This window comes from Pseudopedobacter saltans DSM 12145 (assembly GCF_000190735.1).
GTDB classification, from domain to species: Bacteria; Bacteroidota; Bacteroidia; order Sphingobacteriales; family Sphingobacteriaceae; genus Pseudopedobacter; species Pseudopedobacter saltans.
Window position 1 is genome coordinate 611,301 of the sequence record NC_015177.1, and the last position, 22,637, is coordinate 633,937.

Here is a 22,637-nt window from a genome sequence, read left to right on the forward strand (position 1 = left end):
AATTCGTGTTATAATATAAAACGTAACAGAAAGCTTATGCCTAAATTAAAAGAAAGTGAAAGAAGTACTTTTAGAGAAATATCGAGTATCATATTAAAATTGATTTTATGTGTGGTGCTAATTTATTTTTCTAATCAACCACCTCTCTGGTACAAAACTGTACCAATTTTGGCAAAACTGGTTTATTCCGTAATGATCTTCTTTAGCGTAAGTTTATCGGTTTCTATTCTGCGCTATTTTGTCGTTAATATATATATTAGAAAGAATAAGCTAAAGAGCAGTGTAAAGGATAATTTTATACTAGGGATTAATCAGATTGTTTCTGTATTAAATACGGTGTTCTTTATTGTAGCCCTTATGTACTTTTTGGGAATAAATCCTATAAAATTTATCACTAGTATAACTATCGTTGCGGCAGCTATAGCTTTATTAAGTAAAGAATATATCTCAAATATGATTAATGGGTTAATCATCATGTTTGCAGACAAACTTTCTTTGGGAGATCATATAAAAGTAGGAAATGAAGAAGGGAAAATTGTTGATATCACTTTGCTGAATGTAATACTGCAGAATGAAGATAACGATATGGTTGTAATTCCTAACTCTGTTATTTTTAACTCGGTGATAATCAATCAGTCTAAGCAAAATGTTAAGAAGTTGACCGTTGAATTTGAAGTAGATGTATCAAAGAAATTTACTGCAGAATTCTTAGAAGAACAGTTAGCGGTTGTATTGAAGGATTATAAGGGTTTTGTGGTAGAGGATGGGTTTTCCGTGAAAACTATTTTTGTGAAAAAGGATTTGGTACATTTTAAAGTTCAGGTGATTTTGAATCATTACGATAAACTTCGCGAAAGGAAATTAAGAAAAGAGTTGTATCACATTATTTTACAGATAATAGCTAAATAATAGAGAAATAGCAAGAAACTATGTTTACAAAAGAAGAAGCGTCGGCTATTAAAAAGGAATTTTGGACAGGATTAGCTCAACGTTTAGAAACACGAAGATCGGCCTCCGGTAAGCGAATCAATTGGGTGAATTATAAAACAGGTAGCAGAGATATATACTTTCGCATGTATGCTGATAAAAAGAAAGCTTTCATTAGTATTGATCTTGGACATGAAGATATAGGAATTCAGGAACTGTTTTATGAGCAATTTTTGGAATTTAAATCTTATCTGCACAATATTTTAGGCGAAGAGTGGGACTGGGAATTACATACATCGGATGAAATAGGTAGAACAGTATCCAAAATATCCAAAACCTTAACGGATGTAAACGTTTTTAATAAAAAGGATTGGAACAAACTTTACGATTTTTTTAAACCTCGAATTATTGCTTTGGATGAATTTTGGTTTGATGCCAAAGACAATTTCGATGCCTTAAAATGATTACAATACGGTTTAATATTGAGTGGTTCGATAATATAAATTAGTATGATATCTTCTTTATTAATTTATTAATAAAGAAGATATCTGTCCTAACACAAAAAACTTTTTTTATTTAGTTTTACCGTGGATGAAAACAACAATATTCTTAGCCATATTCTTATTAATAAGTCAGGTTAATTTCTCTGAGGAAATAGAAAAAAACGATAAGCAGTTTGTTGCAACTATTACAGGAGATACCTCTCTGCTAAATGCCAGACAGGCTTATAAAATAAATACGGATTTAAGATTTTTGTATGATCGCCCGCGCTTGCAAGATGCGGTAAATAATGTTCCCAACAATCTTGTTAATTCACTAAAAGACATAGTGTCAACGCCCTATTATCCTTATTCGATAGCGGCTTTAGGAAGTAGTTTAGCATTAATGCCGACGGATCCATGGACTATAAAGCAAAGTCGAACTATTGCAGAAAACCTGAATATGTCGGAAAACCACGACTATAAAAATTTGGGGTTTTTGAAGATAGTTCCCGGAAATGTAAATTCCGCTTTTTATTTTTTGGGGAACGGGACTACGGTAATCTTAATAGGGGGTGGGTTAGCTACTTACGGACTTATTAACGACGATTACAGATCACTGAGCACTTCTTTGCAGCTGATGGAAAGCCTGGTGGTAACCGGCCTGTTTGTTCAGCCTTTAAAACGGATTACCGGAAGAGAAAGCCCCTTTGTAACAGAAGCAGAAGGAAGAGAATATAGCCACTGGACTTTTGCACCAAGTTTTAAACAATATGGACGGAATACGTCAAGATATGACGCAATGCCATCGGGTCATTTAACGACTGCAATGTCTGCTTTAGTGGTTATCGCAGAAAATTATCCGGAAAAGAATTGGATAAAGCCAGTAGGATATGGCCTTTTAGGTTTGCTTAGTTTCGAGATGATGCAGAGCAAGGTGCATTGGGCATCAGATTATCCAATTGCATTATTATTGGGCTATATTACAGGTAAGAATATTGCCAACCAACGGATTATAAGAGAAGAAAACAGGATAACAAAAAAGAAGAGTATTCAAAAGAAGATACAATTAACCACTTCATCTATTTATGATATATAGACGGTAGGAATGAGACTGAAATTGTGAAGATATTTAATGAATAAATAACGTAACTCTGATTTCTTAATTTTTGTTGCCGTTATTTCTCACGGGCATGCTTTTAGTTTATTTATCGTTAAGCTATAAACTAAACGATGTCTATTTGGGGAACTTTTTTTTACTTTATTTATGTGTTTATAATTATAAACCAAGTTTTTGCCTATAAACCGAGGATGATTTATGTTGAGGGGGGAGATTTTACCTTGGGAATTATCGGGAAAGAAATTTCTCAAACTGTGAAGATAAATAACTATCAAATTTCCGCTTTTGAGATCACGGTAGGAGAATATCAACTATTTACAAGAGAAACTGGTTGTTCAATGCCACCAGAGCCAAAATGGGGTTGGAAGAAAGACCACCCGATTGTCAATGTTACTTATGACGAAGCTTTGGCTTATTGCCAATGGCTAAGCGAAAAAAACACTTCATTTTTTAGATTACCAACCGAAGCAGAATGGGAATATGCTGCCAGAGGAGGGAAGAAAAGTAAGAACTATAAATTTAGTGGGGCTAATAATCCTAGCAGGGTGGCGTGGTTTAGAGTCAATAGTGGAAATAGAACTCATGCCGTTGGTAAGAAAAAGGCCAATGAATTGGGATTGTATGACATGAGTGGTAATGCTTGGGAATGGTGTTTGGATTGGTATAAAGAATACCATGCAGATAGACGCGATGAAATGATAAACTTAGACAAAGTTGCCGGGAAAATTGTTAGAGGAGGCGCGGCAGACAGACTATCTTCTTATAGTAAGGTAACCAAACGTTTAGCCTGTTATAGAAATTGTCGAAGCGCATTTAACGGATTCAGAGTAGTAGAAGTTACGGAATAATTCTTTTAATGAATTGTAAACCCATACAAATTTATATTTTTGACTTTCCCTTTTAAAAGGTTAAGCAATTATATGAAAACAAGAAAAAATTTCACTACCGGTTCTCCTTGGGAGGATATCATTGGGTACTGCAGAGCTGTAAAGATTGGAGATACAATAGAAATTGCAGGCACTACCGCTGCCAAAGATGAGAAAGGCAATGCAATAGAAGGTTTGTACAATCAAACAAAGGCTATTTTAGATAAGCTATCCGCAGTATTAAACGATGCAGGAGCTTCTGTACAGGATGTTGTAAGAACAAGAATGTTTCTAACAGATATTTCACAATGGGAAGAAGCAGCAAAAGCACACGGAGAAGTTTTTAAAGATGTTAAACCAGTTACCACGATTGTGGAAGTATCTAAGTTGATTGATCCGGAAATACTTATAGAAATAGAGGTAACAGCTATTTTAAGCGATAAATAAAAACTGCGTCTTCTATAAATATCAAAGGTATTTATAGAAGATATAACCTTTTTAAATCTTATTCATTCCAAAACTTCCGGATCTTTCCGCACAGTACTCGTGATTTTTATTTTGGGCAATCGTAGTACGATGTCAATTCCATTTAGTTAGATGCCAATTTAGTTAAATAAGTTTAGCCGATATTTTCCGTTCTTGCGGTAACAAATTATTAGCTAACCAATTGGTAAAATGAAAAGGTATACATCTTTAATATTGGGTTTTTTATTTGCAGGAACTCATGTTTATTCTCAATCTTCAGATTTAAAAAATTGGCCTAAAGGTACTTCGCCAAAAGAAGTTGGGCTAAAAATTGCCGAGAAATTTGTAGTCACTCCACATACAAATTTCAACAGGCCTACTCCGCCAAGAGTAATTACATATCCTGAAACATGTACCTGGTACGGTGCTTTAACTTTTGCCCGTGTAACAGGAAATAAAGATTTAACAAAAAAACTGGCAAATAGATTTGAACCACTTTTTCACGAAGAGGCAAAGATGATCCCAGTTCCAGATCACGTGGATTATAGTGTTTTCGGCTCTGTACCTTTAGAATTATATAAGCAAACCAAAGAGAAGAAATATTACGATTTAGGTATGCGAATAGCTGATAAGCAATGGGGACCACCAGAAGGGCCTCGTGTTGTACCAGCATCTCATGTATATTATGCCCAAGGTCTGACCTGGCAAACCCGTATGTGGATTGATGATATGTATATGATTAACGCACTGCAAACTCAGGCTTATAGAGTAACAAAAGATCTTAAATATATCGACAGAGCAGCAAAGGAAATGGTGGTTTATCTGGATTCTTTACAAAAAAGCAATGGTTTATTCTATCATGCGCCAGATGTTCCTTATTTCTGGGGTAGAGGTAACGGTTGGATGGCTGCTGGAATGACAGAAATTTTAAGTTCTCTACCTAAAGATAATCCTAATAGAGCTAGAATCATGGATGGTTATCATAAAATGATGGCTTCTCTTTTAAAATATCAGGCACCATCCGGAGCATGGAGACAATTAATAGATGAGCCAACATCATGGGAAGAGAGCTCCTGTACTGGAATGTTTGCTTATGCCATGGTAACCGGAGTAAAAAAAGGATGGTTAGATAAATCTAAGTACGCGCCTGCTGCTAGAAAAGCCTGGTTGGCAGTAGTTAATTTTATTGATGAAAATAACGACGTTCGGGATGTGTGCGAAGGCACCAATAAAAAGAATGATAAACAATATTATTTCGACAGAAAGAGGATGACGGGAGATTTGCATGGACAGGCTCCGGTACTTTGGACTGCAGCGGCACTCTTAGAGTAATTTTTATAGCAATTTTCGTAGGAAAGTGGATCTAGGTCCACTTTTTTTTAGTTAAAACGATACTGGTAAACAAACTAAATCAATGATAAAAAAGTACCTTTTAATAGGCTTGTTTGCTTTAATAGTAGACAGAACAACTACATTCGGTCAGAATCGATGGAATATTCAAAAGGATGGTAGTATAGTGTGGAAAGCTGATGGACAGTTGCCTCATAAAGACCATATAGAAATGAGTGGTGAAAAAATTTCGTTATGGGTGGAATATGGATTAGATGAAAACCACAGAGCAAAGTTTACGCGTACAATGGTTTTTCCAACGTTTAGAGTATTGCCGGATAATACCAGAAGTCATATTTCTCATACTTTTCAGGATACAGATTTACCGCGCATCTATATTAATAATAGAATGATCGATTATAATACTATAAAAGCAGGTCGATCAGGTAGCATCAATTACGATGTAAATGAAATCACCCACAAAGGAATTATGCGGGTAAACGCAACGGTATCTTCGCCGGCACTGGTTAACATGAAAAGAACATTTTTTCCTTCAGTAGATAAACCTTTGGCTATTGAAAAGTTCGACATCACCAATACCAGCAATCAGGACGTGACTGTTGCCTGTGAATATGTGAAAAAAGAAATAAGAACCAATGCAGAGCGCAGTAAAGTTGCGCCACATTCTATTTTGATGGGAACTGTTGGAGATGGCTTTAAAACATTGAAACCGGGAGAAACAACATCTTTTTCTGTTTATTACTTAGCTACAGATACTCCTCAGAATGTATTTACCATCAATCCTGAGCAGGAAGAAAGAAACAGAGAGAATCGGGTGAAAGAAATTACCTCGAAATTAGTTTTGGAAACGCCAGATAAAACTTTGAATACCGCTTTTGATTTTGCAAAAATAAGAGGTACCGAAAGCATTTATTTAACTAAAGGAGGTTATATGCATGGCCCCGGTGGTTTGTCTTATTATGCTGCGCTTTGGGCTAATGATCAGGCAGAATACATCAATCCATTCTTTGCTTTTCTTGGAGATAAAATAGGGAACAAATCTGCGATGAATTCTTACAGATGGTTTGCTAAGTTTATGAATCCGGAATATAAACCTATTCCAAGTTCTATAGTTGCTGAAGGAGATGGTATTTGGAAGGGGGCAGGCGATAGAGGAGATGCTGCCATGATCGCTTATGGTGCATCAAGGTACGCATTAGCTAATGGTAATATAGATTCTGCAAGGGTGCTATGGCCATTAATAGAATGGACATTAGAATATTGCAATAGAAAAATGAACGCAGAAGGCGTTGTAACATCAGATAGTGATGAACTTGAAAATAGATTTTCTGCGGGTAAAGCTAACTTGTCAACTAACAGTTTGTATTATGATGCTCTAAGATCTTCTGTTTATCTCGCTAAATTATTAGGGAAGCCGAAAGCTCAGGTAGATAAATATCAAAAGCAAGCTGATATATTAAAAAATAATATAGAAAAGTATTTTGGCGGTAAAGTCGAGGGCTTTGAAACTTACCGATATCACGAAGGGAACGAGGTGTTAAGAGCATGGATATGTTTACCACTAACCGTTGGTATTCTTGACAGAAAAGAAGGGACTATCAATGCCTTGTTTTCTCCACGTTTATGGACTCCTGACGGATTAGCTACCCAGGCAGGAAAAGAAACTTTTTGGGATAGATCTACTTTGTATGCCTTACGGGGTGTTTTTGAAGCAGGGGAAACAGAAAAAGCCATGAATTATCTTAAATACTATTCTAACCGGAGATTATTAGGAGAACACGTACCATACCCCGTAGAAGCTTATCCAGAAGGTAACCAAAGGCATCTTTCTGCGGAAAGTGGTTTGTATTGCAGGATTTATACCGAAGGTGTTTTTGGAATGAGGCCTGTTGGATTTGGAAGTTTCAATTGTACTCCTAGAATGCCTAAAGAATGGAATAAAATGGCATTGAAGAATATCCACTCTTTCGGGAAAGTATTTGATCTGACTATTGAGAGAGTTGGAGGAAATAAATTGAATATCAGTGTAAAAGAAGGAGCGAATACTAAAAAGTATACCATTAAAGACGGGGCTACACAATTAATTAATTTATAAAATCAGCGAAAGCGAATCAATAAAATGAAGAAAATATTTATTGCGTTTCTAACTTTTACTGCAACTCTGGCGGTTCATGCACAAAACAAAGAGATTGTTTTAGAAACCAAGAATTCGGCATTAGTTTATGTCATAAGAGATAATCAAAAAGTATATCAGGCTTATTTAGGACAAAAGCTTAATCAAAGCGCGGACTATGCTAAGGTAGGAGGTCCACAGAAAGAGGCCTATATTGGTGCAGGAATGGAAGATTTCTTCGAGCCTGCAATCAGAGTGGTTCATGCAGACGGAAACCCATCTTTGGATCTTAGAGTATCAGAACAGAGAATTAATAAAGAAGGTAATATAACAACGGCAAGTATTACGCTGAAAGATCCTAAATATCCTACACAGGTTGTATTACATTTTCAAAGTTTCTTTAATGAAGATATAATTAAAACCTGGACAGAGATCAGAAACGGAGAAAAGGGAACAATCACCTTATATAATTATGCTTCTTCTATGTTGCATTTCAATGCGCCAAATTATTGGTTAAGCCAATTTGATGGTGATTATATGACTGAGATGCGAATGAAAGAATCTAAACTAACTACAGGAATTAAAACACTGGATAGTAAGTTGGGGTCCAGAGCACATATGTATCGCACACCAGTTTTCTATCTGTCTTTAGGAAATTTATCTACAGAAAAAACAGGAGAGCTTATTGCAGGTACTTTAGGGTGGTCGGGCAATTTTCAATCTTCTTTTGAGATTGACCAAGCTAATAATCTTAGGGTAATTAACGGCATTAACCCCTATGCTTCTGACTATAAACTGGCTGCGGGACAAACTTTTGTTACACCTGAATTCATTTTTACACATACGTTGAATGGCAAGGGGCAGGCTACCAGAAATTTGCATGACTGGGCAAGAAATTACGGTGTATTGGATGGGACAAAACCACGAATGACCTTATTAAACAACTGGGAAGCTACTCATATGGATTTTAATCAGGATATTCTGGTAGAACTGTTTGATGGAGCCAAGAAATTGGGTGTAGATTTATTTTTGTTGGATGACGGTTGGTTTGGAAACAAATATCCAAGAGATGCAGACAAAACCGCTTTAGGCGATTGGCAAACTGATAAGAAGAAGTTACCAAGCGGAATTGGTTATCTGGTAAAACAAGCTGAAACTAAAGAACTAAAGTTTGGGATCTGGTTAGAACCGGAAATGATTAGCCCTAAAAGCGAGCTTTATGAAAGGCATCCGGATTGGATATTAAAATTACCTAATAGGGAAGAAAGTTTGTCCCGACATCAATTGGTGTTGGATTTGGTGAATCCTAAAGTGCAGGATTTTGTGTTTAAAGTTGTAGATGATTTGATGAAAGAAAATCCGAACATTGCTTTTATAAAGTGGGATTGCAACAGGCCAATGACCAGTACTTACTCTCCTTATCTAAAAACTAATCAATCTAATACTTATGTAGATTATACCAAAAGTTTGTATAAAGTATTGGAAAGATTGAGAGCAAAATACCCGCATTTGCCAATTATGCTTTGTGCTGGCGGAGGCGGAAGAACGGATTATGGAGCGTTAAAATATTTTACTGAATTTTGGCCAAGTGATAATACAGACGGTTTCGAACGTATTTTTATCCAATGGGGATATTTGAATTTCTTTCCGGCTTTAACTGTGTCCAGTCATATCACATCTATGGGGAAACAACCTATAAAGTTTAGAACAGATGTTGCCATGATGGGTAAAATGGGCTATGATATCCGCGTAAATAAAATGACCAATGAGGAGATAGAATTTAGCAATCAGGCGGTTAAAACCTATAAAAAGTTGAGTGATGTGATTTGGTTTGGAGATTTATACCGTTTGATTTCGCCATATGAAGAACCAAGAGCAGTATTAATGTATGCCGATAAAAATAAAAACAGAGCTGTCGTCTTTAATTATATTCTGAATTACCGAAGAAAAGAATACTTGGGTAAGGTGAAGTTAGAGGGGTTAGATGCAAATAAAAAATATAAAATTGAAGAAGTAAACCTTATGCCTGGAACAAAATCTGCATTAGCAGAAAATGGAAAAGTTTACAGCGGAGATTTCCTGATGAAAGTTGGTTTAAATCTGGCTCCGGGAAAAGTACAGGCAGTGTCAAGCTCTGTAATCGAATTAACAGCACAATAAATAGCAAGAAACTATATATCAACAAGCAAAATTCGGTGTAGCATAATTGACACAGTCATAGTATGCGCACCGTTTTTTTTATTATAAAATAGATAATAGAAACTTATTGATACCGGATCTGGAGTTTCACACTCTCTATTTGTTACTTCCATTCTCAATTTCTGCTTCCCACTTTTTACTTTTTATTTTCAACTTTTACTTTATTTGTAACAATAATGTGTTTGCATAGGCATGGCATAAGTCAAACATTAAATTTGCAGGTATGTTAAATATAAGTATGAATAAATTGAAATTACTTCCGGTGATGCTTTTAGGATTGTCTTTATTAATAGGCATACCTTCTAAAGCAGATGAGGGGATGTGGATTCCAATGCTTATTGGTAAGAATTATAACCAAATGAAAAAGCAGGGATTCAAATTAACTCCAAAAGATTTATATGATGTTAATAAAGCAAGTTTAAAAGATGCGATAGTGTCTTTTGGCGGTTTTTGTACAGGAGAATTGGTTTCGGCGAACGGATTGTTGTTTACCAACCATCATTGTGGATACGATGCCATCGCTTCTAAATCTACACCTGCAGACAATATACTGGATAACGGTTTCTATGCTAAAAACAACAACGAAGAAAAGCCGATTCCTGGTTTATTTGTTAATTTTTTGGTCAAGATAGAAGATGTTACAGATCGGATTTTAAAAGAAACTGCCAATCTATCGGGCGAGGCTAAAGAAACTAAAATAACAGAATTAAGTAATAACATTAGCGAAGAAGCGACAAAGGGAACACATTATAACGCTTTTGTAAGAGATTTCTATAAAGGAAATCAGTACTTTTTATTCATAATGGAGAAATTTACTGATATCCGTTTGGTTGGAACACCTCCGCAATCCATCGGTAAATTTGGTGGTGATACAGATAACTGGGTTTGGCCAAGACAAACCGGAGATTTCTCTATTTTTAGAGTTTATGCAGGAAAAGATAATAAGCCGGCAGATTATTCTACAGAAAACAGACCCTACAAGCCTAAGAAATTTTTACCTGTATCAATTAAAGGAGTAGAAAATAATGATTTTGCTATGGTTTATGGTTTTCCAGGAAGAACCGATAGATTCTTGACTTCGTATGGAGTTGAGTTGGCATTAGATTCTGTTTCTCCGGAGATAGTGAAATTAAGAGATATTCGTTTAAAAGCCTGGAAAAAGGAAATGGATAAAGACGTAGCTTTTAGATTGAAAGTATCCTCTCAATATGCAAGCGTTGCTAATTACTGGAAATATTTTATTGGTCAGGGCGAGCAGCTAAAAGCACTGAAAATAGAAGATAAGAAAAAGGCAGAAGAGCAGGAATTTACAACCTGGGCAGCTTCCCAACCTCAATACGCTAATTTAATGTCGCAATATGCTGAGCTGTATAAAGCTTATGCTCCTTATGCCCGTCATCGGGTTTTTATTACAGAAGGATTTTTGGCTTCTAAGTGGGTTACGAATGCTTTGAGATTAGAGAAAAGCGTAGAAGCTTTAGAAGCTGTAAGAGGAACCGATGCTTATGAAAAAACGAAGGAAGAAACCCTCGCTTCTTTAGAAACCTATGAGTCGACCTATAACGAGATTGCAGATAAATCTGTTTTCGCAACAATGCTGGCTACTTTTTATAATGACATTCCCAAAAATCAACATCCTCAATTTTTTAGAATAATTACAGATAAATATTGGGATGGAAGTGCAGAGACAACATTTAAAAAATACGCTGATATTTTGTGGAAAGAATCGAAACTGATTCAGCCAAATAAATTGAGAGCATTTTTAGCCAATAATCCAAGCTTATCCAAGTATAAAGAGGATGTTGCCTATGCTTATGCTAAAAATCTGGTGATTTCTGATTATATCAAGGAGAATTTTGGTGACAGATTGAAAAATTTCGAAAATAAAAAAGCAGAGCTGGATCATTTATACATGCAGGCTTTACTGAAAAAGAATAATAATAAATTGATGTATCCGGATGCAAATTCTACCATGAGAATTACTTATGGAAACGTACAGAACTATTCTCCGAAAGATGGCGTCTTGTATAAAGAGACTACGACTATAGAAGGAGCAATGGCTAAGTATATTCCTAAAGATGATGAATTTGATTTACCAGCTAACTTTATCGAAGCATTCAATGCGAAGAATTACGGTCGGTATGGTAAAAACGGGACGTTAATAGTTAATTTCATTTCTAATAATGATATAACAGGCGGCAACTCAGGTTCTCCGGTAATTAATGCAAAAGGAGAGTTGATAGGCTTGGCTTTTGATGGAAACTGGGAAGCGATGAGTGGTGATATTGCTTTTGATAAAAACTTTAAGAGATCCATCAATGTGGATATTCGCTATGTTTTATGGTGTATAGACATATTGGGAGGAGCTAAGAATATTATCAACGAATTGGATATTAGGAAGTAGTTATTGTAATAATAATAAGCCGTATCAAAACGTAAAAGTTAGATACGGCTTCTTTTTTTAATAGCCCCCTTCTTGGCTAAGTATTTCCTAGATTTGATCTGTTTTTCCTTTAATTGGAAAAAAGACTGAAAAAGTGCCCTTTTAGGCTGCTTTTTTCCTTAAGTTTTGTGCAATTGCTAATAAAGCCAATTCAATTTCCACTTTTTGCTTGCCTTTGAGCATAAAGCGGCGGAACCGGTGGTTCTGTTTAATGTTTGCAAAGACTGTTTCAACATCATGGCATCGCTTCTTTCGTTTTTTTATTCCTTGCTCAGAATTCAACAGATGATATACCTGATCCCGATATTCAATCAGCTCATGGTTCATTTGCTGCCCATTGCACAGGCCACCACATCGAGTTCTTTATTGTAAAAAAGTTTGTCAGAACTGAATGGCTTCTTGTTATTATAGGCTTCCTGTTGTTGCTTATCGAACATGCCATACTTCACATAGGCTTGGATACCTAAGTTTTCTAAGAGTTCGAAATTTGAAAAAAATATCAGCCTTTTATTATTTTTTAATGTTTAATAATTATTTGTTGTTTAATCAATTTCCCATTATAATCTTTAAAATGCAAATAATAAGTACCATTTGGCAAGTTAGAAGTATTCAAAGTCAGCTTACCTAATGATTTCCCTGATAAAACATTTTCTCCATAATTATTATATAATGTAGCTTCAATTATTTTACTTGAAGACATTTTTGATAATAATTGATCATCTTTATTAGATTTTATTTCAATATTCAATTCAGTACTAGTTGGATTAGGATATACCGATAAACTAAATGGTGAGTATTGTGCCTCATGGAAATCATAAACATCATAGCTGCCACATGGAGTGGTTATCGTACAAATAACAGAGAAAGAACCTGTGTTATAAATATACGCATCTGCAGAAGCGCCCATTCCACTTATACTGCCGTAATATGAAGGTGATAATGACCAAGTATAGTTAATAGCATCAGGATGATAATTAGATACATAAAATAATAACTGAGAATTAGTTGGAACATAATAAGATTCCCCTCCTATAATACCAGTATTAAAATTGTTTGAATTTACAATCGATTTTGAAACAGAAAAAGTTCCACATGAAGTTGTATATGTCCCTGTTAGGATTCCAGCTCCAGAAGAACTGGGATTTGGAACAACAGTCACTGTAGAGCTCGAATTTGATCCCGAAATTGAAATATCACCACTTGTAGTCCAATAAACACTAAATATTGTGCCCGCATTTAATAAACTGTAATTTTGAGCATTACAAATTCTATCTAGACCTGAAATTGACGTAATTAAGCAATTAGTTCCAACTATGTTTTGTAATTTTGTCGTATTTGAAAAAGCTGTACGCATTCTATTTACCTGACCAGGGGTAAATTCAGTTCTACATGATTTTCTCGAATATGACATATAGTTTTTAATTATGATAGAAAAATCCCCACTAGATGTTCCAGAGTAACCACAGAAATAATTTACATCACTGTCGCTAATTCCATAATCAGGAGGTGTATCACAAAGTTCATCAGCTGCTGTTGTACAATTTAATGCCGTTTCAGCTGGTAGTCCAGCTTCGTTAAAAGTGTGTTTTAAATTAAAGCAATGTCCAACCTCGTGAACCGTTGTGGTCTCTAAGGCATAATCATTTCTTATAACAGTCCAATTATTTTTTAATGAAGCAATTCCTGCAAAACGAGCTGAGTTTACTAAATAAATATTCAACATATTAGATACATTACTGGTAGAAGAAATATTATCAACAGTAATATCTGAAAGAGTTTTATCTATAGGAATATCATAGTATTCGGAATTGTTTATATAATCATAACCACTATAGTTAAATCTAAAATTATGCTTATTATATGCTTCATTCAGATTTTTAATAATACAATCTAAAGAAGAAGAATCAAATCCTCCCGTACCATCAGTTTTTCTAATTATATGAAATTTTACATTAATACAAATTACATAAGTCGAAGATAAATACGAACTAATGGTAGCAGATTTGGATGAAGTACCTTCTTCTTTGGAACTGATATTAGTACTTTTGAAAATTTCACATTCTTGAATTTGTGAATATAGATTATGATTAATAAAGAATAAAAGCAAAAAAAAACAGTAAATTTTTTTCATAATTTAAGGTTTATAATGAGAAGTATTATCTGATTTTTTCTAAAATATAATAGCATCCTTCGTCACATTCAATTATTTGCGGGTCTAAATGAAGTTCATTAGCACCTGCAAACTGAAAATTATACTTTTTATTTATAAAAAGTGGGTCACATGGTAAGTTTATTGTGAGGATATTTGATTCATAACTATAATGACCCTCACAATTAAATTTGGAAGATTTAAATGAACTATCAACGCCAAAAGTAAATATTGCACCATCATTAATAGTATATTTCTGATTAGGTTTACCACCCGGAGTATATATTAACACTCTAGTTTTAAACTGCCATTTTCCACTAAAATCTGCTACAACTATTTGTTCTTTCTCTTCTGATTTGCAACTTAAAACAATAATTATTACACTTATTAATAAGAAGAATGTTTTTTTCATATAGCTTATAATTGAGGTTAAGTAAAAATAATAAAACCAAATAATAAAACCAAATAAGCATTATAGGACGAATGACTCATTATGGTGTACCTTTTTGTAAAATAGTATAGAAACTTTACTATTTTGGATTCGATTTATCGCAAGAAGCATGAAAACAATTGAGGGTATGCTGTCAGCATACCCTCAATTGTTTTATAGTAAATATTTAGACGTCTAATGTTTGTGGCCTTTCCCTTTATGCTTATGGTGTCCGTGATGTTTATTTCCGTGGCCATTGCCGCCCTTATGTTGTTTAACATAAACAGGTTGTCTATGGTAAGAAGCGTGTCTGTGATCTCTTAAAACAGGTTGGTATGGGCCATGGAACTGGGCGTATTTAACTTTGTAGTGTTTGTGATGCTTGTATGCATAAGGCTGGTTGATAACCACTTTATGGCCACCATAGAGATTGTAATGGCGATGCCTGTACGGAAGAGAACTAGAAAATACCCAGTTTCCACCATTTATATAAATGAACTGTCTTTTCGGGACATAATAATACGTTTCTATTTCGGGTAAATAATAATAATCTACATGCTGATACCCAACAGGCCCCCATAAAGGCTGTGTGCCAATATTAACGTTAACGCTTACCTGAGCTTCTGCACATTTTATCCCAAATAGAAGAATGAAAGCTAATAGCACATTTTTTAAATTCATAAGTTTTATTTGATGTTTTTGTATTTATATATTTATTTTATTGTTGATTTTTTATTAAAATATATTTTTTATTGATTGTTTTTTATTAAAATTACAAAAATAATACCAAATTGTTAATTATTATAAAACACTGCCTATCTTTGAGTGTTATTCAACTAACGTGATAAAGAAAATTATATTGTTATGAAAAATGGCTCTGTTGATATTTCAGAAAGTGTTTTGGAAAAGTACGAAGCTATAATTGGTTTAGAAGTACATGTTCAATTATCAACTGAAACGAAGGCATTCTCTTCGGATTCAGCGAAATATGGAAATAAACCTAATAATAATATAAGTCCGGTTTCTTTAGCTTTACCTGGAGCCCTTCCCGTTACTAACAAAGAAATTATTAAAAGTGCAATAAAGCTTGGTTTGGCTTTGGGATGTGATATCGTGAGAGAAAACTATTTCGATAGAAAGAACTATTTCTATGCAGATTTGCCCAAAGGTTACCAGATAACGCAGGACAACAAACCAATTTGTTTAGGAGGCAAGTTAACAATAGCATTGCCTGATGGCAGAACAAAAGATGTGGTACTTAATCGCATCCACATGGAAGAAGACGCAGGTAAGAGTATTCATGATCTGGAAGATGATTATTCCTTGATAGATCTTAACCGAGCCGGAGTGCCATTGCTAGAAGTTGTGTCCGAACCGATTCTGCATTCGGGGGAAGAGGCTGCATGTTACTTTTCAGAATTAAGGAAATTAGTAAGATATCTTGGTATTTGTGATGGCAACCTCGAAGAAGGGTCTATGCGTTGCGATGCTAATATTTCAGTGCGATTGAAAGGGGAACAGAAACTGGGTAAGCGTTGCGAAGTTAAAAACCTGAACTCGGTTAGAAATTTGCAAAGGGCGATAGACTATGAAATATTAAGACAGATTAGTATAGTAGAAGCAGGAGGAACTATCGCACAAAATACATTGAACTTTGATGCCGCTACAGGGGTAACCTCGCCTTTGCGAACTAAAGAAATGGCAAATGATTACAGGTATTTCCCAGAGCCCGATTTGTTGCCGTTGATTATCAGCGAAAGTTTTATCACTGCTGTAAAACGGGCAATGCCTGCGTTGCCTAACGAACTATTTGAGCTATTTACAACGGAGTTTCAGTTGCCCGAATATGACGCGAAAGTTTTGACATCAGAGCGGGAGACTGCGGAATATTTTCTGTCTGCAGTAAAATATACTAAAAACTATAAGGCGGCATCCAACTGGATTATGGGAACTATTAAATCATTCCTAAACGATTCAGGGCTGGAACTGTCTGAATTTAATATAGAACCAGAAAAAATAGCAAGTATCATTAACTTAATAGATCAGGGACGGTTAAACAACTCCCAGGCCAAGGACGTTCTGTTTATTCAACTGGCAAAGTCTCCGCATAAACAGGTGGATGATCTTGTTATCGAGCTAAATCTGTCAATTGACAAAGATAATACACAGTTAGAGGAATATGTTGATTCTGTTTTAACTATATTTGCTGATAAGGTTAAACAATACCATACTGGTAAAAAGGGTGTTTTAGGTCTTTTCATGGGAGAAATCATGAAGATTTCCAAAGGAAAAATAGACCCGAAACAGGCCAATAAGATCTTATTGGACAAAATAGAAAAGTTAAAATAATGAAAAGAAGTATTTTAGGTTTATGTGTACTTGGTTTAATAGCTATAGTGTCATGTAAAAACAGTAGCGAATTTGTGATTAACGGGCAGGTAGATAATGTATCGCAAGCCAGTAACAAAGTTTATTTGTTGTACGCAGATAGCCTGGGCCAAATGATAACCATAGATTCTACCTTGCTTAACGAAGACAGAAAGTTTGTTTTAAAGGGGAAATCACCAGATCCAGAGTTCTATCAATTATATATAGGGGACCGTTCTTATATGCTGATAGCCGAAAATGGAGACGAGATTAAGTTTAAAGCTGATATGACCGACCATAGCGGCGCGTATCAGATAGAAGGATCAAAAGAGGCTGATAAAATAACAGAGTTCAATAAGATAACTTCAGATTTTACTAAGAAAACAGGTGAAATGGCAGAGAAGTATTCTAAACTTATTGTTGAAAAAGCGGATAAGAAAGACTCTATTATAGCCGATTACCATGAAAAGGCAGCAATTATCACAAAACCATTTTTAGAACAGGCTTACAATTTTATTGAAAAAAATAAATCATCTTTAACTGCATTTTTCGCTGCTAATGTAATTATGGGAACCGATCCTGTAGCTTACGAAGACAAAATCATTGCTTATAGTAAGGAGGCTGCTAAATATTTTCCGGAAAATAAGATGATTCAGGCTTTCGCAAAGCAAATGGCGGGAATGGAAAATCTGGCAATCGGAAAAGTAGCTCCTGATTTTACAGCAAATACACCGGATGGTAAAAGCATGAAACTATCCGATTTAAGAGGTAAATATGTTCTTTTAGATTTCTGGGCTAGTTGGTGTGGTCCATGTCGCCAGGAGAATCCAAATATTGTAAACGCCTATAATAGGTACAAAAATAAAAACTTTACCATTTTAGGTTTCTCTCTGGATAATGATGCCAGTAAATGGAAAGAAGCAATCCATGCAGATAAATTAACATGGTCTCATGTATCTGAGTTAAAGCAATGGGATGCTGAGACTGCCCGTATTTATAATATCAACGCTATTCCGGCTTCATTTTTATTAGACCCTCAAGGGAAAATAGTTGCTAAAAACCTAAGAGGAGCTGAATTAGAGCAGTTTTTAGAAAAAAACCTTTAAGTAAAATAAATGTTAATGTTAAGCAATTGATATATTTCATAATTTCTTAACATTGTATTAACTTGTAGTAGAGGTTAAGATTATAAATTCGCTACAGATAAAATATCAGATATGAGTGCTAACAAGCAAAAGATTTTAATTGTAGATGATGAACCGGATATTCTTGAGCTGATAGAATACAATTTAAAAAAAGAAGGTTACCAAGTTTTTACTGCAACTAACGGTCAGGATGCGATTACCGAAGCGAGAAAAACCAGTCCAGATTTGATCATTTTAGATGTAATGATGCCTAAGATGGACGGTATTGAAGCGTGTAGAATAATGAGAGGAATGCCGGAATTTAAAAATACATTCATGGTGTTTTTAACTGCGAGAATCGAAGAGTATTCCGAAATAGCAGGCTTTAACGTGGGGGCAGATGATTACATTCCTAAACCTATAAAGCCCAGGGCTTTAGTAAGTAGGATAAACGCTATTTTAAGAAGAAACTTACAAGGTGAAGAAGAAACCTTTTCGAATAAAATAGAAATAGCGGATTTGGTAATTGACAGAGATGCTTTTCTTGTCTTCAAAGGCGGAGAGAAAATCGTTTTGGCAAAGAAAGAGTTTGAATTACTTTATTTATTAGCTTCTAAACCGGGAAAAGTTTATACAAGAGAGGTTATTTTAAGAAATATCTGGGAAGACTCTGTTGTGGTAACGAATAGAACCATCGATGTGCATATTAGAAAACTTAGGGAAAAATTGAAAGATAACTACGTTACAACTGTAAAAGGAGTGGGCTATAAATTTGAAGTCCAGTAAAGTATTAAATTGATTATTGAAAGAGGCCGTATCACAATTGGAATCCAAGATTTCAAATCAGAATTTAATTTTGATTGTTGCCCTCGATCATTTGAAATAATAAAAAAGAGCCAAAATTCGCTAAGATTTTGGCTCTTTTTTATTAATCCTGATAATGCATCAAAATATTATTTGGCTTCAAGTTGTAAAAATACCCTTTTGATACATCCTCTTTTTTTGTTCTTGTTGGGTTTTTAAGCTCTCATCTCTCTGCAATTTCATAAACTAACCAAATTATTGGTTTATTTACTCATAGCAACTCAAAAAAATCAAACCAGCTTAACGAAAAAAGAACATACATTTTGTCTATCTTTGCGCAATGAAGTTTCCCAAATTCAAGGATATCATTCTATTCGAGGACGAAGATATTATTATAGTAAACAAGCCACCTTTTTTAAGTTCTTTAGACGAGCGTGAAGGAAAAGAAATCAGCTTATTAAAAATGGCGAAACAATATGTGGAAGATGCACAGGTTTGCCATCGTTTGGATAAAGAAACTTCGGGTTTATTAGTTGTAGCCAAAAATCCTGAAGCTTACAGACATATGTCTATATTATTCGAGCGTAGAAGGGTAAATAAAATATATCATGCTATTGTAGATGGCACTCATGTTTTTGAAGATCTTTTAGTCGATCTTCCTATTTTAAATGTAGGTAAAGGAAACGTGGTTATCAGTCGGGGAGAAGGCAAAAGAGCTGAAACCTGGTTTAGATCATTAGAATATTTTAAACATTATACTTTATTGGAATGCAGGCCAGTAACTGGCAGAATGCATCAAATACGTATACATTTGGCAACCCAAAGAGCCTCTATTACAGGGGACAAGATGTATGGTGGGCAACCTGCTTTTTTATCTAAGATTAAAAGAGGATACAAATTGACTGATGAAGAAGAGCAACCTGTGATGAAAAGGTTTGCTTTACATGCCAGACAGCTAAGTTTTGTGAAACCAAACGGAGAGGAAATAACCATAGAGGCAGAATATCCAAAAGACTTTGCAGTGCTACTGAAGCTACTTCGTAAGAACGATGTGTAGCTTTGCTACGCGATAACATTGAAAATCGAAGGTCCCAACCGAATTTAAGGAAGGGACTTTTTTAATGCGTTCTTCTTAAATAAATACAGGTTTGTAATCGAAACAGATCCATAGCGCTAAGCTACATGCCTATAAACAATGAGGATAGTTTTTAATAAAAGGCGTAAAATCTTAAAAGAATAATCGGGTCTTGTTTTGATTTTCTAGCTTCAATATGATAATAAGGCTGTTTTGATAGATGGCATTACCTACAGATACTTAGCTGTTAGGAATCCGCAAACCGCAAAATTCTTAAATTAGAGAATCAATTAATCAAAATCTAATGTATGAAAGGTAAGCTATTAATCTATTTACTCTTAATCGTTGCTTCCGGTGCTTATGCACAAAATTCAAAATTCAGTTTTATAGATGGTAAACTATTATTGAACAATAAAAAGTCTTATGAAAGCGGTAAGCCCGAAGCCAAAAATAGAGTGGGGGAGCTTTTGAAACTTGCCGATAAGTTACTCGATGCGAAACCTCAATCTGTAATGGATAAGAATTTTACACCTCCAAGTGGTTCTAAACATGATTATATGAGTATGGGGCCTTATTGGTGGCCTGACACATCGAAAGCAGATGGCTTACCTTATATAAGGAAAGATGGGCTTAGAAATCCGGAGATAAGAAAAATTAGTGATCGTGAGTTTTTAGGTGGTATGGAAGGAAAGTGTAAGGCTTTAAGTTTGGCTTACCATTTTACTGGTAACGAAGTTTACGCAGAGAAGGCTACGCAATTATTAAGGGTTTGGTTTTTAAATCCTGAAACTAAAATGAATCCCAATCTGGATTTTGCACAAGCTATTCCCGGAATTAACGATGGCAGAGGTATTGGTATTATTGAATCGAGGTTTCTGGCTGATTTGACTGATTGGGTAACTATTTTAAGAGCTTCCAAATCATTTACTAAAGCCGATTTTGATGGTCTGCAGTCATGGTATAAAGATTACCTTTCATGGATGCTGAATAGTAAAAACGGTAAAGACGAGCATAAAGCCAAAAATAATCATGGAACTTTTTACGATTATCAGGTGTCTGCTTTTGCATTGTTTACTAATCAGGATGCTTTGTCTAAATCTATTTTAGAAGAAACAAAAAAGAGGATTTTGGTGCAAATCGAGACGGATGGCAAACAGCCTTTGGAACTCGCTAGAACAAATGCGTATAGTTATAGTACCATGAATTTGGAAGGATGGTTTAAAATTGCTTTGCTTGCGGAGAAACTGAACCTGGATTTTTGGAATTATAATATTGATGGCCGTAGTTTAAAGGCAGCTCTTGACTATTTAATTCCTTATGCTTTAGGTAAGGAGAAATTTGTTTACGAACAAATAGGCTCCTACAATAGGAAGGATATGGAGTTTCTGATGTTAGTCGCTTCCGATAAATTTCATAATCAAGCGTATATTAGCGAATATAGGAAAGTAGAGGGGCACTCTTTAGAACTTTTTAATGCTTTGTTGTGTAGTCGGCTGTAAGGAGTTTTTATTATTTATTTTTGATAGGTGCCTTTCGACAATCTATTCGCCTCTTAGCTTGTCATGAACTGTATTTATTAGAATACCGATACGAAGAATGAAAGTCAGTCCGCTTCATAGACGGCGGCTGGCCTAGATACTTTTTTCAGAAAGTCTTTATGTCTTCTATATGGCCTTCAAGAATGCTAAAGCATTTTGTCTTAGATACAAAAGTATCTGAAAACGAGCTCAAGAGTTTATGAATACCGATGAAAATCAATAAAAATTAATGAATAAATCAAGGCCTATAATTTTTGTCACTGCATAGTGGTAAAATGCATATGTAAAAAACAAAAAGCTCCAGTTTACAAAGTAACCAATAAAAAAACTTCACCACTAGCGGGCTTAAAATCATCAGACCTATTACCAAAGTACCGGCTTTCTAAATCCCTGGTAGATATTAATTCGAAATCAGAGAAACCAGCTTCGTTGGCCAAATCTCGCATTTCTTTTACAGAGAAAAAGCTGATAAAAGGAGTCCCGGCTTCTTTGGTGGCTTTGTTGGCAATTTCTTGCAGAGGCTGATCCTCCTTATCCATCAATTCTATAGGTAGGTATAGCGTTACAGCTAAAACAGAACCTTTTGCAAAATGAGACATCTGTTTTAACATAGACACTATAGCGTCTTTAGTAAGGTATAGGGTTACCCCTGTAGAAACAATAACTGCAGGTTCGGTAATGTCGAAACCGGATTTAATCAATTCATCTTTCCACGATGTTTTTTCAAAGTCAACGGGCACAAAATGAAGCCACTCAGGAATGGAGTGTCCAGTTTCTATCAGTCTTTTTTGTTTCCAGGCTTGAGTTTCGGGTTCATCAATTTCGAAGATATGCAGGTTAGAGATATCATCTTTTCTCCTTTGAGCAAAAGTATCAAGTCCGGCACCTAAAATAACATACTGGTTTATACCTTCATGATGCGCCTTCATGATTAAATCTTCTATAAAACGAGCTCTTGCTAAAATGGAAGCCCTTATTCTTTTTGTAAATCCCGGATGCATATCAGGACGTTGCATCCAGTTACTATCTGGATCGACCAATTGTAAACCAATAATGTCTTCCAGAATATGAGGTTTCGCATCAACCATCGTATGTAAAGCTCTCCATAAGGCTGTTCTCACAGCAGTATTATCAGGAATAGTGTCCAGATCTTCGTTCATGATCGTTAGAATGCAATAATTAAGTCTT

General features: G+C 35.1%; 19 protein-coding genes. 14 read left to right on the forward strand and 5 right to left on the reverse strand.

Annotation, left to right across the window (positions count from 1 at the left end; translation table 11 throughout):
• The first annotated feature begins 36 nt into the window (after nt 1-36).
• The 9 genes from PEDSA_RS02475 to PEDSA_RS02515 all read left to right on the forward strand — a co-directional run bounded on the left by PEDSA_RS02475 (nt 37) and on the right by PEDSA_RS02515 (nt 11,923).
• Nucleotides 37-909, forward strand: a complete 873-nt coding sequence (locus PEDSA_RS02475) for a mechanosensitive ion channel family protein (RefSeq protein ID WP_013631574.1) — start codon at nt 37-39, stop codon at nt 907-909.
• A 20-nt stretch (nt 910-929) separates the two neighbouring features.
• A complete protein-coding gene (locus PEDSA_RS02480) occupies nt 930-1,391 on the forward strand; it encodes a DUF4268 domain-containing protein (protein ID WP_013631575.1) in 462 nt (153 codons plus the stop codon).
• 127 nt (nt 1,392-1,518) lie between these two features.
• Complete coding sequence (locus PEDSA_RS02485) at nt 1,519-2,505, forward strand: phosphatase PAP2 family protein (RefSeq protein WP_013631576.1); 987 nt, start codon at nt 1,519-1,521, stop codon at nt 2,503-2,505.
• Between the two features lie 212 nt (nt 2,506-2,717).
• Nucleotides 2,718-3,374 carry a formylglycine-generating enzyme family protein gene (locus PEDSA_RS19385; protein WP_169311973.1) on the forward strand — a complete coding sequence of 219 codons (657 nt, stop codon included), beginning with the start codon at nt 2,718-2,720 and terminating at the stop codon, nt 3,372-3,374.
• A gap of 72 nt (nt 3,375-3,446) precedes the next feature.
• Nucleotides 3,447-3,839, forward strand: coding sequence for a RidA family protein (locus PEDSA_RS02495; protein WP_013631578.1), 393 nt, complete (start codon nt 3,447-3,449; stop codon nt 3,837-3,839).
• A gap of 228 nt (nt 3,840-4,067) precedes the next feature.
• Complete coding sequence (locus tag PEDSA_RS02500; protein ID WP_013631579.1) at nt 4,068-5,189, forward strand: glycoside hydrolase family 88/105 protein; 1,122 nt, start codon at nt 4,068-4,070, stop codon at nt 5,187-5,189.
• Nucleotides 5,190-5,271: 82 nt separating this feature from the next.
• Nucleotides 5,272-7,302 carry a glucosidase family protein gene (locus PEDSA_RS02505; RefSeq protein WP_013631580.1) on the forward strand — a complete coding sequence of 677 codons (2,031 nt, stop codon included), beginning with the start codon at nt 5,272-5,274 and terminating at the stop codon, nt 7,300-7,302.
• A 24-nt stretch (nt 7,303-7,326) separates the two neighbouring features.
• Complete coding sequence (locus PEDSA_RS02510) at nt 7,327-9,480, forward strand: alpha-galactosidase (RefSeq protein WP_013631581.1); 2,154 nt, start codon at nt 7,327-7,329, stop codon at nt 9,478-9,480.
• A 262-nt stretch (nt 9,481-9,742) separates the two neighbouring features.
• Nucleotides 9,743-11,923 (forward strand): S46 family peptidase, encoded by a 2,181-nt coding sequence (locus tag PEDSA_RS02515; protein ID WP_013631582.1) that lies wholly within the window; start codon nt 9,743-9,745, stop codon nt 11,921-11,923.
• A 141-nt stretch (nt 11,924-12,064) separates the two neighbouring features.
• On the opposite strand, the gene PEDSA_RS02520 is transcribed toward PEDSA_RS02515, so the two are convergent.
• The 4 genes from PEDSA_RS02520 to PEDSA_RS02535 all read right to left on the reverse strand — a co-directional run bounded on the left by PEDSA_RS02520 (nt 12,065) and on the right by PEDSA_RS02535 (nt 15,222).
• Nucleotides 12,065-12,289 carry a transposase gene (locus PEDSA_RS02520; protein ID WP_052305753.1) on the reverse strand — a complete coding sequence of 75 codons (225 nt, stop codon included), beginning with the start codon at nt 12,287-12,289 and terminating at the stop codon, nt 12,065-12,067.
• A 190-nt stretch (nt 12,290-12,479) separates the two neighbouring features.
• Nucleotides 12,480-14,093 carry a M43 family zinc metalloprotease gene (locus PEDSA_RS02525; protein WP_013631583.1) on the reverse strand — a complete coding sequence of 538 codons (1,614 nt, stop codon included), beginning with the start codon at nt 14,091-14,093 and terminating at the stop codon, nt 12,480-12,482.
• 25 nt (nt 14,094-14,118) lie between these two features.
• Nucleotides 14,119-14,523 carry a hypothetical protein gene (locus PEDSA_RS02530; RefSeq protein ID WP_013631584.1) on the reverse strand — a complete coding sequence of 135 codons (405 nt, stop codon included), beginning with the start codon at nt 14,521-14,523 and terminating at the stop codon, nt 14,119-14,121.
• A gap of 213 nt (nt 14,524-14,736) precedes the next feature.
• Nucleotides 14,737-15,222: a hypothetical protein gene (locus tag PEDSA_RS02535; protein ID WP_013631585.1), complete on the reverse strand. Its 486-nt coding sequence runs from the start codon at nt 15,220-15,222 to the stop codon at nt 14,737-14,739.
• A gap of 183 nt (nt 15,223-15,405) precedes the next feature.
• Here PEDSA_RS02535 and gatB point away from each other — a divergent pair, with 183 nt between their 5' ends.
• From gatB to PEDSA_RS02560, 5 genes are all read left to right on the forward strand, one after another.
• Nucleotides 15,406-16,890: an Asp-tRNA(Asn)/Glu-tRNA(Gln) amidotransferase subunit GatB gene (gene gatB, locus PEDSA_RS02540; protein WP_013631586.1), complete on the forward strand. Its 1,485-nt coding sequence runs from the start codon at nt 15,406-15,408 to the stop codon at nt 16,888-16,890.
• Nucleotides 16,890-18,014: a TlpA disulfide reductase family protein gene (locus tag PEDSA_RS02545; protein ID WP_013631587.1), complete on the forward strand. Its 1,125-nt coding sequence runs from the start codon at nt 16,890-16,892 to the stop codon at nt 18,012-18,014. Before gatB ends, PEDSA_RS02545 begins: the two co-directional genes overlap by 1 nt.
• 111 nt (nt 18,015-18,125) lie before the next feature.
• Nucleotides 18,126-18,818 (forward strand): response regulator transcription factor, encoded by a 693-nt coding sequence (locus tag PEDSA_RS02550; RefSeq protein WP_013631588.1) that lies wholly within the window; start codon nt 18,126-18,128, stop codon nt 18,816-18,818.
• 358 nt (nt 18,819-19,176) lie between these two features.
• Complete coding sequence (locus PEDSA_RS02555; RefSeq protein WP_013631589.1) at nt 19,177-19,893, forward strand: RluA family pseudouridine synthase; 717 nt, start codon at nt 19,177-19,179, stop codon at nt 19,891-19,893.
• A 326-nt stretch (nt 19,894-20,219) separates the two neighbouring features.
• Nucleotides 20,220-21,410 carry an alginate lyase family protein gene (locus PEDSA_RS02560; protein ID WP_013631590.1) on the forward strand — a complete coding sequence of 397 codons (1,191 nt, stop codon included), beginning with the start codon at nt 20,220-20,222 and terminating at the stop codon, nt 21,408-21,410.
• Nucleotides 21,411-21,754: 344 nt separating this feature from the next.
• On the opposite strand, the gene PEDSA_RS02565 is transcribed toward PEDSA_RS02560, so the two are convergent.
• Nucleotides 21,755-22,609 carry a class I SAM-dependent methyltransferase gene (locus PEDSA_RS02565; protein WP_013631591.1) on the reverse strand — a complete coding sequence of 285 codons (855 nt, stop codon included), beginning with the start codon at nt 22,607-22,609 and terminating at the stop codon, nt 21,755-21,757.
• Nucleotides 22,610-22,637 lie beyond the last annotated feature (28 nt).

Excerpts from the sequence above, each read along its gene's own strand:
- PEDSA_RS02475 (WP_013631574.1), top strand. The coding sequence starts at position 37 with ATGCCTAAATTAAAAGAAAGTGAAAGAAGTACTTTTAGAGAAATATCG.
- PEDSA_RS02480 (WP_013631575.1), top strand. The coding sequence starts at position 930 with ATGTTTACAAAAGAAGAAGCGTCGGCTATTAAAAAGGAATTTTGGACA.
- PEDSA_RS02485 (WP_013631576.1), top strand. The coding sequence starts at position 1,519 with ATGAAAACAACAATATTCTTAGCCATATTCTTATTAATAAGTCAGGTT.
- PEDSA_RS19385 (WP_169311973.1), top strand. The coding sequence starts at position 2,718 with ATGATTTATGTTGAGGGGGGAGATTTTACCTTGGGAATTATCGGGAAA.
- PEDSA_RS02495 (WP_013631578.1), top strand. The coding sequence starts at position 3,447 with ATGAAAACAAGAAAAAATTTCACTACCGGTTCTCCTTGGGAGGATATC.
- PEDSA_RS02500 (WP_013631579.1), top strand. The coding sequence starts at position 4,068 with ATGAAAAGGTATACATCTTTAATATTGGGTTTTTTATTTGCAGGAACT.
- PEDSA_RS02505 (WP_013631580.1), top strand. The coding sequence starts at position 5,272 with ATGATAAAAAAGTACCTTTTAATAGGCTTGTTTGCTTTAATAGTAGAC.
- PEDSA_RS02510 (WP_013631581.1), top strand. The coding sequence starts at position 7,327 with ATGAAGAAAATATTTATTGCGTTTCTAACTTTTACTGCAACTCTGGCG.
- PEDSA_RS02515 (WP_013631582.1), top strand. The coding sequence starts at position 9,743 with ATGTTAAATATAAGTATGAATAAATTGAAATTACTTCCGGTGATGCTT.
- PEDSA_RS02520 (WP_052305753.1), bottom strand. The coding sequence starts at position 12,289 with ATGAACCATGAGCTGATTGAATATCGGGATCAGGTATATCATCTGTTG.
- PEDSA_RS02525 (WP_013631583.1), bottom strand. The coding sequence starts at position 14,093 with ATGAAAAAAATTTACTGTTTTTTTTTGCTTTTATTCTTTATTAATCAT.
- PEDSA_RS02530 (WP_013631584.1), bottom strand. The coding sequence starts at position 14,523 with ATGAAAAAAACATTCTTCTTATTAATAAGTGTAATAATTATTGTTTTA.
- PEDSA_RS02535 (WP_013631585.1), bottom strand. The coding sequence starts at position 15,222 with ATGAATTTAAAAAATGTGCTATTAGCTTTCATTCTTCTATTTGGGATA.
- gatB (WP_013631586.1), top strand. The coding sequence starts at position 15,406 with ATGAAAAATGGCTCTGTTGATATTTCAGAAAGTGTTTTGGAAAAGTAC.
- PEDSA_RS02545 (WP_013631587.1), top strand. The coding sequence starts at position 16,890 with ATGAAAAGAAGTATTTTAGGTTTATGTGTACTTGGTTTAATAGCTATA.
- PEDSA_RS02550 (WP_013631588.1), top strand. The coding sequence starts at position 18,126 with ATGAGTGCTAACAAGCAAAAGATTTTAATTGTAGATGATGAACCGGAT.
- PEDSA_RS02555 (WP_013631589.1), top strand. The coding sequence starts at position 19,177 with ATGAAGTTTCCCAAATTCAAGGATATCATTCTATTCGAGGACGAAGAT.
- PEDSA_RS02560 (WP_013631590.1), top strand. The coding sequence starts at position 20,220 with ATGAAAGGTAAGCTATTAATCTATTTACTCTTAATCGTTGCTTCCGGT.
- PEDSA_RS02565 (WP_013631591.1), bottom strand. The coding sequence starts at position 22,609 with ATGAACGAAGATCTGGACACTATTCCTGATAATACTGCTGTGAGAACA.